The 10,168-nt window shown below is 62.8% G+C and carries 8 protein-coding genes, 1 pseudogene and 1 CRISPR repeat array; of the genes and pseudogenes, 7 read left to right on the top strand and 2 right to left on the bottom strand.

Translation table 11 applies throughout. From position 1 onward, the window contains the following. The 5 genes and pseudogenes from BIS11_RS04385 to cas6f form a co-directional block, all read left to right on the top strand. Positions 1–508: pseudogene (locus tag BIS11_RS04385) on the top strand (type I-F CRISPR-associated helicase Cas3); the annotation flags it as partial. A gap of 36 nt (positions 509–544) precedes the next feature. Beyond that, positions 545–1,936, top strand: a complete 1,392-nt coding sequence (gene csy1, locus BIS11_RS04380) for a type I-F CRISPR-associated protein Csy1 (RefSeq protein ID WP_253422673.1) — start codon at positions 545–547, stop codon at positions 1,934–1,936. Next, entirely contained in the window at positions 1,933–2,913 is a 981-nt protein-coding gene (gene csy2, locus BIS11_RS04375) for a type I-F CRISPR-associated protein Csy2 (protein ID WP_253585766.1), read from the top strand. Before csy1 ends, csy2 begins: the two co-directional genes overlap by 4 nt. A gap of 16 nt (positions 2,914–2,929) precedes the next feature. After that, on the top strand, positions 2,930–3,964 hold the full coding sequence (csy3, locus tag BIS11_RS04370; RefSeq protein WP_253422679.1) for a type I-F CRISPR-associated protein Csy3: 1,035 nt from the start codon (positions 2,930–2,932) through the stop codon (positions 3,962–3,964). Positions 3,965–3,967: 3 nt separating this feature from the next. Then, positions 3,968–4,537, top strand: coding sequence for a type I-F CRISPR-associated endoribonuclease Cas6/Csy4 (gene cas6f, locus BIS11_RS04365; RefSeq protein WP_253422682.1), 570 nt, complete (start codon positions 3,968–3,970; stop codon positions 4,535–4,537). A 129-nt stretch (positions 4,538–4,666) separates the two neighbouring features. Further along, positions 4,667–5,114: a CRISPR direct-repeat array (repeat unit 28 nt; unit sequence GTTCGCTGCCGAGCAGGCAGCTCAGAAA). Positions 5,115–5,599: 485 nt separating this feature from the next. On the opposite strand, the gene BIS11_RS04360 is transcribed toward cas6f, so the two are convergent. Then, a complete protein-coding gene (locus tag BIS11_RS04360; RefSeq protein WP_253422685.1) occupies positions 5,600–5,917 on the bottom strand; it encodes a hypothetical protein in 318 nt (105 codons plus the stop codon). A 75-nt stretch (positions 5,918–5,992) separates the two neighbouring features. Then, positions 5,993–6,877, bottom strand: a complete 885-nt coding sequence (locus tag BIS11_RS04355) for an esterase family protein (RefSeq protein WP_253422709.1) — start codon at positions 6,875–6,877, stop codon at positions 5,993–5,995. A gap of 138 nt (positions 6,878–7,015) precedes the next feature. On the opposite strand from BIS11_RS04355, the gene BIS11_RS04350 reads away from it, so the two are divergent. Continuing rightward, positions 7,016–8,041 carry an acyltransferase gene (locus tag BIS11_RS04350; RefSeq protein ID WP_253422688.1) on the top strand — a complete coding sequence of 342 codons (1,026 nt, stop codon included), beginning with the start codon at positions 7,016–7,018 and terminating at the stop codon, positions 8,039–8,041. A 510-nt stretch (positions 8,042–8,551) separates the two neighbouring features. Next, a complete protein-coding gene (gene glnA, locus BIS11_RS04345) occupies positions 8,552–9,958 on the top strand; it encodes a glutamate--ammonia ligase (RefSeq protein ID WP_227389054.1) in 1,407 nt (468 codons plus the stop codon). The last annotated feature ends 210 nt before the right edge of the window (positions 9,959–10,168 follow it).

Raw genomic sequence — 10,168 nt, 5'->3', positions numbered from 1 at the left:
CCTGGAACACGCCCGGCTGATGTCGCTGATGGTCGAAGGCGCCGAGCCGGCCGCCGAACCGAGGCGTCGCCGGCGCCGGGCCGAGCCACAAAGACGCGATCTGGGCGCTTACCTTTTCTACCGCCCGGCCACGCTCTTGCTTGGCGCCGTCGCCCAGCAGCATGCGCCGTTTCGAAAAGATGACGCAGCGGAGAGCGAGTTCGTGCTGATGCCGGATGAAGCCAAGGAGGATTACCTGTTCTACCGCGTGGAAGGCCACGGCAGGGACGAGCAGCTGGTGGCGGTGGAGCGCGAGCTCGATCGGCTACCGCCGACGCTGCTCGACAACCCGCGCATCACGCCCTGGAACGAACCCGACTACATCGCCGCACTGGTCGAGCAAGCCGACGCGATGGAGATGAGCTTGGCCCGCTGTGCCCGCCGCTTCGGCCACATCCGACTCAAGACCGACCACGCCCCCTACGGCTGGCATTTTCATCCGGCGTTGGGGTTTGTGAGAAGAAGATGATGGGAAGTAACACAACAGGACATAAAGAGGAGCGCTATGACCGAACCACCGCATCAGCCGCTATCACTCAGGGCTCTGATTCATGAATTTATCCACAACCGCTTTGCCACCAAAACCGAAAAGCTGGCGGAAGACGATCCCGCCTACCTCAAGCTGCAGGAGCAGTTCGACCCGCCAACGTGGCTGGCCGATGCTGCGCGGCGGGTCAGTCAGCTTCAGGTCGTCACCCACTCGCTCAAGGGCGTTCACCCGGATGCCAAGGGCACCAACCTTTACGTCGAGCCGGGGCAGCTTGATCGACCCGGCCTGGTGGGCAGCCACTGCCTGCCGGCTGACTTTCAGGGCGATGTGGTCGGCAACGCCGCCGCGCTCGATGTCTACAAGTTCCTGAAGCTTCAGTGGCAGGGGCGCTCGCTGCTGGAGCTTTCGCTCGACGGTGACGAGGCCTTGATCGAGGCGCTGAGCAAGGATCGCGATCAGGCGCAGGCGTGGGTCCATGCCTTTGCGCAGATCGTCGAGCCGAAAGGCACGCCTGGCTCCCACGCGCGCGGCAAGCAAGTGTATTGGCTCACCGGCGATGAACCGGCGGACAACAGCCACTACCACCTGCTGGCGCCGCTTTATGCCACCGCCCTGATTCACCCGTTCCACGCCCGACTCAGCGACGCGCGTTTTGGCGAGCACGCCAAAGCGGGGCGCAAGGCGCGTCGTGACGATGCCGTTTTTGACGGTGAGTACAGCGACTATCTCAACCTCGCCGTGCAGAAACTCGGCGGCACCAAGCCGCAGAATATTTCCCAGCTCAACAGCGAGCGCGGTGGTCAGAATTACCTGCTCGCCTCCTTGCCGCCGCACTGGATCTCCCGCGATGTCACGCCACCGCTTCGTACCGAGTCGGTGCTGCCACGCTTCGGGCGCCGCGCGCCGGTGCGCCAGTTGGTCAACGATCTGGTCAACTGGGTAAAGCAGAACATGAAGGAGGATGAGCGCCGCGCTCAGTCAGGCAGGGCGCCGCGAAAAACCTATCAGCATCATGATCTGCATGACGACCTGACTGCCATGCTGGCCGATGAGCTTTTGATGTTTACCTTCGAGCTTCACCGCTTGGCCCCGGGGTGGTCGTCAGACAGCGAATGCCGACTGGTGACCGCGGAGCGCTACTGGCTCGACCCCGGCCGCAGTGAGCTGGATGCCGACTTCGCCACGGCGCGGCAGCGTTCTGACTGGCATGAAGAGATCTCCCAGCGCTTTGCCGGCTGGCTCAAGAATACGCTGGCCAAGCGCTTGAAGATCGGCTTGGCGGATCCAGAGCACGACTATTGGGTCGTGAGGATCGAGCGGGTGCTCGAAAACTTCCGTCGACAGCTCGACGCCATGCAGGACGCTCTGCGCGACGATGATGATAACCATTCAGGAGAGCCCACATGATCGATCATCTCCTGTTGTTGCCCCGGCTGCGCATCCAGAATGCCAACGCCATTTCCAGCCCGATGACCTGGGGCTTTCCCGCCATGAGCGCCTTCGTCTGCGTGCAGCAGGTGCTGGAGCGCAACCTGCCCGACGATATCAAGCTGGTGTTCAACGAGATCGGCGTGGTGTGTCACCACATCGAGCCTCAGGTCATCGAAGGCGGCTTCATCAAGGCGTTCCACCTGACCCGAAACCCGGTCGATAAAAGCGGCAATACCGCCGCCATCGTCGAGGAGGGGCGCACGCACCTTGAGGTCAGCCTGCTGATCGGCGTCGAGTCCGAAGGCGAGGCGCTGGGCAGCCCCGAGCGCCGTCGCGAGATCGCCCAGCGCCTTTTCGAGCAGGTGCAGGGCATGCGGATCGCCGGCGGCAGCGTCATGCCTTCGCTTGACACGCATCGGCGCCACCGCCCCGAGCTGATCAGCTTCGATGTCAAGGAAGAGGAGCGCGCGAAGCAGTGGCAGCGCCTCAAGCGTCGCCTGCTGCCCGGCTTTGCGCTGGTGCTGCGCGACGACCTGCTCGCCGAGCATACTTCCACGCTCAGGGCGCAGGACGAGAACGCCACGACGCTGGATGCCTGGCTCGATCTTTCCCGGCTCAATCACGAATGCCGCGTCGAGCAGGTAGAAGATGAGCAGACTGGAGCGGTGAAACAGCGCGTTCAGTGGGGGGTTCGCCGCCCATACCCTGGCTGGCTGGTGCCGATTCCCGTGGGCTATGGCGCCATCTCGGAGCTCTATCCGCCCGGCGAGGTCGCCAACGCCCGCGATCCCGAGGTGCCGTTCCAGTTCGTGGAAAGCCTCTACTCGCTCGGCGAATGGGTCAGCCCGCACCGCTTCAAGAAACCCGACGACCTGATGTGGTTCGTGGAAAACGACCTGGATCGCGGGATTTATCGCCTTCAAAACGACTACGCCAAAACGCAACAAGATTAATCAAAGGGGAAACTACATGGCCAAGAACGATACGCTCAAAACCGCCTCCGTACTCGCTTTCGAGCGCAAGCTCGACCCGTCCGATGCGCTGTTCACCGCCGGTAACTGGGAGGCGCGCAAAGAGGCAGCGCAATGGGCACCCGTCCCTGTGCGCGAAAAATCGGTGCGCGGCACCATCTCCAACCGCCTGAAAGCCAAGGACCAGGACCCGCTCAAGCTCGATGCCGCCATCGAGAACCCTAACCTGCAGACCGTCGACGTGGCCGCGCTGCCTCATGATGCCGATACGCTCGCCGTGCGCTTCACGCTACGCGTGCTGGCCGGTGCCGGTACGCCCTCGGCCTGTAACAACGCCGAGTACCAGAAAAAGCTCAAGCAGACGGTCGAGGGCTACGTCAGCGAGCACGGGTTCGATGAGCTGGCCCACCGCTACGCCTGCAACCTCGCCAACGGGCGTTTTCTGTGGCGCAACCGCATCGGCGCCGAAACGGTCGAGGTCGTCGTCAGCCAGATGAAAGCGGGGCAGCCGGAAAAGAGCTGGACGTTCGATGCGCTCGCCCAGTCCACGCGCGACTTCACCGGAAACGCGCAAACGAAAGAGTTGGGCGCGGTTATCGCCCAAGCGCTGGCGGGGGAGCAGTATCTGCTGCTGGACGTGATCGCCTTCGCTCGCATCGGCGCCGGGCAGGAAGTGTTCCCCTCCCAGGAGCTGATTTTGGATCGCTCGCGCGGCGACAAGAGCAAGACGCTCTACAGCATCGGCGATGACAAGCAGGCCGCCATTCACTCGCAAAAACTCGGCAACGCCCTGCGCACCATCGACACCTGGTACCCCGCACCGGAAGACGGCAGCGATCTCGGCCCGATCGCCGTCGAGCCCTACGGCTCGGTCACCACCCAGGGCACGGCCTACCGCCAGCCCAAGCAGAAGGTGGATTTCTACAACCTGCTGGATAACTGGCTGTTGAAAGACCAGGCGCCGACCGCCGAGAATCAGCACTTCGTGATGGCCACCCTGATTCGCGGCGGCGTCTTCGGCGATGCGGGGTGAGCCATGGATCACTATATTGATCTCCGGCTAAGGCCGGACCCGGACTTCGAGCCGCCCAAACTGATGGGCGCGCTCTACAGCAAGCTGCACCGGGCACTGTTTGACCTGCAGGCCAGCGACATCGGCGTGAGCTTTCCGCAGCACAAGGTGGGCGTGAAGGCACGCAGCCTGGGCGAGCATCTGCGCCTGCATGGCACCCGCGCCCGCCTGGACGAGCTGATGGCCTTGAGCTGGCTGACCGGCATGCGCGATCACGTCACCGTCAGTGATGTCATGGCCGTGCCCGGCAACACACAGCAGATCAACGTGGCGCGCAAGCAGTTCAATACCGGAAGCCCGAGCCGGGTACGGCGTTACGCCCGCCGCCACGATGTGCCCGAAGCCGAAGCGCAAAAACTCTATGCCCCCACCCACGAAAGGCGAATCACGCTACCGTTCGCCCAACTGGGCAGTCGCTCGACGAAAGAGCGCTTCTGCCTCTTTATCCACCACGGCGAGCCCCAGGCTGAAGCCGTGGTCGGCGTCTTCAACCACTACGGCCTGAGCCCCAAGGCCACGGTGCCCTGGTTTTGACCCTTTTTTTCCACGAGGAAATCACTGAAACATAATCAATGACTTAGCGGTATTGCCCAAAAAAGGGTGATACCGCTTTTCTTACCCACTGTTCTTTAACAATCAGAGGGTTATTATTGAAAGGCTCTAGTTCGCTGCCGAGCAGGCAGCTCAGAAAAGGTGCGCACCTGGGCGGCCGGATCAGCGGCTGTTCGCTGCCGAGCAGGCAGCTCAGAAAAGGCGATAAGGGCGGCGACATACCGCTAAAAGGTTCGCTGCCGAGCAGGCAGCTCAGAAATGAGCCAGTAACCACACATGACGCAAACGGAGGTTCGCTGCCGAGCAGGCAGCTCAGAAAAATTAATTAATAAGGCTCTATTATGTCTATGCGTTCGCTGCCGAGCAGGCAGCTCAGAAAGCCATCGTCCGGCATCCAAAAATCAACGTCTTGTTCGCTGCCGAGCAGGCAGCTTAGAAATGCACCTACCCGGTCTGCTATGAGTGCATGAGGTTCGCTGCCGAGCAAGCAGCTCAGAAAGTATCGACTCCTGCAGATCGGTTCTGTTCTGGTTTCGCTGCCGAGCAGGCAGCTAAGAGCTCTCGAGACGAATGAATGTTGCAAGTAGGCAATGGGTGCCTGCCGCGCGGGAGGCACCCGCGCTAACCCTCATCAACGCGTCAGGCGAAGGGGTCGGCAGCCATGCCGAGGGCAGACTGGGTCATTTTGGCAGCGTCGTGGATCGTCTTCAAACGTAGGGCAAATCGTCGGGCCGGGTTGGCGTGCTTTAATGCCAGCCTTATTGTTTCAGGGTGAAGCAAGAGGTCAATAGTCGTCTGGCGTACCCTGCTTTGGCAGGTGAGGTGTCAGGGCGGCGAGCCCGCCTTGCGTTCAGCCGGTATCGTGCATGGGCACCGCTGTGCGGTGCTTCGCGGGTGCGCTGTCGCTTACGCCGCGCTACGTGCTATGGCGGGGCGTCGTGATAAACGAAGAGGGCGTGTCAGTGATTCGTGGCGGATGGGAAGACGCGAACTCCCCATCCGCGTGCTTGGGAGCTGGCAGGGCAGCGGCGCGTCGTGAGGCGTTCAGCGCGCTTTCTCGTCCGCATCCTCGTCCCAGCGCTCCATGGCGCGCTTGTCGTCGGGCAGGCGGACGATGTCGTCGACGTTGAGCTTGTCGTGGCTCTTGTAGCGGTGGCCGTGCTCGTCGAGGATGGCGGCGACGGTGCCGATGCTCACGCCTTCGTCCTCGCGGTAGGTCTGTACCTTCACGCGGACGATGCGGTGCTGGTAGCGGGCGGAGAGGATGGCGCCGGGGTAGGGTTCGGTATGGTTGGGGTCGTTCTTGAAGTACTCGGACACGCTGGCGCGGCCTGGGTCGTCCCATTCGATGTGTTGATGCATCCTCAATATCCTTTTGTCGAGAGAGGGGTGTTCTTAGTGTAGGTTGTAGCTTCGCCATTCGGCCAATTTAGCCGCTCACGGTGCTGTCAACGCCCGTGCGTCACCATCGACGTGCTGGAACAGGAAGGTGAGCGCCGCCGGCAGGCTCGCCCGCCAGACGCGCCAGGTGTGCCCGCCGGGGTAAAGATCGAGCCGCACCTGGCCGGGCTGGATGCGCTCCAGCGCCTGGCGCAGAAGGCGGGCGTGGTATTCCGCATCGTACACGTCGCGCCGCCCGGCACTGATGTAGGCGGGCACCGGCGGCGTGTCGCCGGGCCGGTCATCGGCCCGCGGGGTCACGGCCAGGCGGTATGCTTCCAGGTAAGCCGGGTAGTTGAGCCGCTCCCACAGCGCGCGGTCGAATTGGCCCTCGGCGTCGAGAAACGCCGGGTGGCGGTGGGCGGAGGAGTTGGACGGCGGCACGGGCACGTAGCTTGCCGGGCTCAGCGCGGCCACGGCGGCGAACAGCTCCGGGCGCTCCAGAGCGAAGTTGAGCGCGCCGAAGCCGCCGGCGGAGAGCCCACCCACGGCGCGCTGCTCGCGGGTGGTGCCCACGGCGTAGGTGGTTTCGATGTGCGGCATCAGGTCGTCGAAGAAGGCGCGGCGGGCGGGCTCGTTGTAGCCGTCCACCCACCAGCTGCGGCTGCCCGGCATGACGAACACCGCTGGCGGAATGTGCCCGGCCTTGATCAGCCGGTCGGCGGTCTGGGCCAGACGACCACGGCTCGTCCAGTCGTGCTCGTTGCCGAAGGAGCCGTGGAGCAGGTACACCACCGGGTAGGTGGCGTCCACGCGGTAGCCGTCGGGCAGGTAGAGCGTGTAGGGGTAGTCGTGGCCGAGCGTCGGCGAGTGGAATTGGTGATGGCTGACCTCGCCGGCGACGGCCTGAAAGGATAGCAGCGCGCCGATCAGAAGGCTCAGGGCGCGGGCCCTGGTGAACAGGCGGGTCGTGTTGGGTGAGAAGCGCACGCGGCCTCCAGGCGTTGGGATGATGGATAACGGTACGAGATGCAGGCTGCGACAGTCAGCATAGCAGCCCGTTCTCGGGCAGGAGGCCCGATGCAGAAGGTAGAGGAGATTTATTGGCTGCGCGCCTATGGCTGCGTGGCGGTGTTCCTGTTCCATTGGCTGGACCACCTCAACCAGCGCCTGGACAACCTGGCCACCGACCTTGCGCGTATCCCGCTGGTGCTGGGAACGCCGGTCTTTCTGTTCATCTCGGTCTTCGTGTTCGCCCTGCGCTACGGCCGCCAGGTGCCGCCGGGTTTTCTGGGGCAGCGGGTGAAGTACGTGATGCTGCCCTACCTCGTCTACGGTTTCATCTACTCCACCGCCCAGTGGGTGCGCCTGGAGGCGAGCGGCGAGCCGGTGAGCTTCTGGGCCAATGCGCGGGAGTACTTCGTCTATGCGGGCTGGCACGGTTATTTCCTGATCATCGCCATGCAGTTCTACGTGGCCTATTGGCTCTTCACCCGCTGGCGGCTGTGGCGCTTCGACCCGGTGCCGTGGCTCTGGGTGAGCTGCGTGGTCAGCATGAGCTACTGGGGGCTCGCCTACTGGCTGGAGGTGACGCCGCCCGGCTACCTGCTCTGGGTGGCGCCGCTGGGGTGGATCTATCTGTTCTTGCTCGCGCTGGTGCTGGTGCGCGACTACCCGGTCTCGCCCGAGGCGCCCTGGTCGCTCTCACCGGGGTGGATGAAGACGCTCTCCTCGCCGCTCTGGCTGGCGCTGTTCTTGGCGCTGGTCGTGCTGGCCACCTTTGCGGGAGGGCTCGCCTTCTCGTCGAAGGAGGTCTGGGTCATTCCGTTTTTCGTGCTGGCGACGCTGTGCGCGCTGCGCTACCTGAAAGGGCGCCGGGCGCCGGTGTGGGTGCGCACCATCAACCGCTACTCCTTCGGTATCTACCTGGCGCATCCGATGTTCTTCGCCATCGTCGATGCCGTGGTCGGTGTCGATACGCTGCCGCTGGTGCTCTATGCCGCGCTGCTGGTGGCGGTAGGGGCGACGGGCTCGGTGCTGCTGAACAAGGTCGCCAACACCTCCACGCTCGGGGCCATGCTGTTCGGCAAGCGTCTCAAGGTCTGAACGTCGCCGCGTGATCGTGAGGCGAGACACTGGCCATTAAGGTGCGTCCAAGAGGATGAGAACGCATCAAGTGCACCTCTTTGGTTCGCTAATGCGTTTTTTGCACTACATTGGTGCTTGGCGGGAGGGTTTCAGGCCATCGAGGCCTGTTCACGCACCGTGTATTTTATTCAGGTGCGTATTGTCGACGATAAATTGATTTTCAAAACAAGGTGTTGTGACCGGGTCATGCCATATTGGTGCAAAGTTGGCACGCTACATGCTTAGTATATGGCAGCGGCCGGTGCCGTAGGCAAACGCCTGGTGGCGTGCTACAACGACAGCCGGTTCGAACTCATCGCGTGACCCGGGGCGGGCCGTTGGCAACCTCCCGCGCCGCTTGAGAGAACAGCCCGGAGAGAACAACAAAGGCGCTCGCTGCGCATCGACGGTCTTGTTCAACAATTACGTTTAATCGATCGCTTACAGTACACGCTTTAAGCCACGCTCATACCGGAGACGGAGAACAGTATGTCAGCCAAGACGCTCGCGCTAATCGAAGAACATGAAGTCAAGTGGGTAGACCTGCGTTTCACCGACACGCGCGGTAAAGAGCAGCACGTCACCGTACCGGCACGGGACGTGAACGAAGAGTTCTTCGAGAACGGCCAGATGTTCGATGGTTCCTCCATCGAAGGCTGGAAAGGCATCAACGAATCCGACATGATCCTGCGTCCGGAAGACGGCACCGCCTTCCTCGACCCCTTCACCGAAGATGCCACCCTCATCCTGCGTTGCGACATCATCGAGCCGGCCACCATGCAGGGCTACGATCGCGACCCGCGCTCCATCGCCAAGCGTGCCGAAGCCTACCTCGAGTCCACTGGCCTTGGCGACACTGCCTTCTTCGGTCCGGAACCCGAGTTCTTCATCTTCGACGAAGTGCACTGGAAGACCGATATCCAGGGCTCCATGTTCAAGATCAGCTCCGAAGAGGGCGCCTGGGCGACCGACTCCACCCCGGAAGGCGGCAACCTCGGTCACCGTCCGCGCGTCAAGGGCGGCTACTTCCCGGTACCGCCGGTCGACAGCTTCCACGACATTCGCGGCGCGATGTGCAACACCCTCGAGGCGATCGGCCAGACCGTCGAGGTGCATCACCACGAAGTGGCGAACGCCGGCCAGAACGAGATCGGCGTCAAGTTCAACACCCTGGTGAAGAAGGCCGACGAAGTCCAGGAAATGAAGTACGTGATCCACAACGTGGCCCATGCCTACGGCAAGACCGCGACCTTCATGCCCAAGCCCCTGGTCGGCGATAACGGTTCCGGCATGCACGTGCACCAGTCGTTCTGGAAGGATGGCGAGAACCAGTTCGCCGGCGACGAGTACGCGGGCCTGTCCGAAATGGCGCTCTACTACATCGGCGGCGTAATCAAGCACGCGCGCGCCTTGAACGCCTTCACCAACGCCTCCACCAACTCCTACAAGCGTCTGGTGCCGGGCTTCGAAGCACCGGTCATGCTCGCCTACAGCGCGCGTAACCGCTCCGCGTCGATCCGTATTCCCTACACTGCGAGCCCGAAAGGCAAGCGCGTGGAAACCCGCTTCCCCGACCCGACCGCCAACCCGTACCTGGCGTTCGCGGCGATGCTGATGGCCGGTATCGACGGTATCAAGAACAAGATTCATCCTGGCGATGCCATGGACAAGAACCTGTATGACCTGCCGCCGGAAGAGGGCAAGTCCGTACCCACCGTGGCCTCGAGCCTCGACCAGGCGCTGGAAGCCCTCGACGCCGACCGCGCGTTCCTGACCGAAGGTGGCGTGTTCACCGACGACATGATCGACGCCTACATCGAGCTCAAGATGGAAGAAGTCACGCGCATGCGCATGGCCACCCACCCCATCGAGTTCGACATGTACTATAGCTGCTAAGTACAGCTGCTAATATCACCTGCGAGGTGAATTGGCTCGAAACCCCGCCTCGGCGGGGTTTTTTATTGGCTGTCCGTCAGGAGGGTGAAGTGAAGCGACGCGTGAAGGAGATCTCGAGAAGGGCCTGGCTGGTGCCGGGCGTGGCCGTGGCGCTGGCAGCGATGGCCGTCGAGGCCCAGACGGTGTACCGGGTGACCGATGCCCAGGGCA

Source organism: Halomonas sp. 707D4 (assembly GCF_024158685.1).
Taxonomy (GTDB): Bacteria; Pseudomonadota; Gammaproteobacteria; order Pseudomonadales; family Halomonadaceae; genus Vreelandella.
This window is presented reverse-complemented; position numbering and strand designations above follow the sequence as displayed.